We start from the raw sequence: 1508 nt of genomic DNA on the forward strand, positions 1-1508 counted from the left end.
TCTTCAACCTTCAACCTTCAACCTTCAACCTTCAACCTTCAACCTTCAACCTTAACTATTAACATTAGAATTAACTATTAAACAAGTATTTGTAACGTTTCGATTAGAAAATTTTGATTAAAGTTTCCTTTAGTTATATAGGCATTAGCCCCCGCTTCGACCCCTTTTTTCTTATGTTCATCGGAAGCCAAAGATGTTACCAGAATTATGGGTAATTCGTTATACTCTTGATGCTTACGAATTCTAGCAGTTAGGGAAAATCCGTCTAGATTGGGCATTTCCACATCAGATATTACGGCATCAAAGTGACGGGTGTTTAATTTGTTATAGCCATCTAATCCATCTACAGCTGTCACTACTTCATACCCAGCCCTTTCTAGTATCCGTTTTTCTTGGGTGCGAACGGTAATCGAGTCATCTACTAGGAGAATTACTGGCGTGGTTTCAACGATTTCCCTTAGTTTGGTTGAGACTGTGGATGTGGTTGGCTGATAGGATTGCAATGATGTGAGCAAATCTGGAGGGTTAAGAATCATGCAAACTTCCCCTGTACCGAGAATAGTTGCTCCACTGACATTACGCACCCGCTTTAATAACTGACTCTGAGGTTTGATCACCACCTCTTGAGTATCCAAAAGGTCATCGATAAACAATCCGAATTGTTCCTCTGCCACCTTAAGCAGGATACATGGTCGCCGATCGCTTTTTTGTTGCTTAAGTGTGGCGATAGAGGTATAACCAATCGAGTTAGACAACTCCAGCAAATCAGCTAGGTTTGCTACAGCAATAGCTTGACCGTCTAAGGCGATGGTTTCTCGACCTTCAATCGTAAATATTTGCTCCCGGGAAACTAGTAAAGTCGTTTCCACAAACTCAATCGGTAGCCCATGGATAATCCCGTGAACATCGACCAGCAGTACATTAGCAGTGGACAGGGTTGTGCGTAGCTGGAGGCGAAAGGTACATCCAAGACCAGGGGTTGATTCGATCTCGATATTGCCGTTAAGCTGCTCAACCTTGGTGCGTAGGACATCTAAGCCGATTCCTCTGCCAGAAATTTCTGTAATAAATGTCCGGGTTGAAAAGCCAGGAGCTAAGATCAGGTCGTTAATCTGTCTGGGAGTCATTAGTTCCAGTTCTTCGTTTGTGCAGAGTCCACGCTGGACAGCAGTTTGCTTAATTTTCTCGATATCTAATCCTCGTCCATCATCTACTACTTCAATAACAATGGTGTTGCTTCTTTGGTAGCCCCTCAACCAAATCGTGGCCGCAGCAGACTTGCCAAGTCTTTCTCGTTCAGTGGGAGTTTCAATGCCATGGTCGATGGCGTTGCGAACTATGTGCATCAAGGGGTCTTTGATTTCTTCCAGGATGCCTTTGTCAGCAGTGGTTTCTCCTCCTTCGATGATTAATTCGACCTCTTTTGATTGTTGTCTGGCTAAATCCCTTACCATACGGGGAAATAACTGAAACACAGTGAAGAGGGGGAGAAGCCGGAGGGTGCGAAT

At 43.8% G+C, this 1508-nt stretch carries 1 protein-coding gene; it reads right to left on the minus strand.

Annotation, left to right across the window (positions count from 1 at the left end; genetic code table 11):
- Positions 1-77: 77 nt before the first annotated feature.
- Positions 78-1508, minus strand: a 1431-nt coding sequence (locus tag F6K53_RS41845) for a response regulator (protein ID WP_293086333.1), incomplete at its 5' end; no start/stop codon positions are given.

It is taken from the genome of Moorena sp. SIO4A1 (assembly GCF_010672065.1).
In the GTDB taxonomy this organism is placed as follows: domain Bacteria; phylum Cyanobacteriota; class Cyanobacteriia; order Cyanobacteriales; family Coleofasciculaceae; genus Moorena.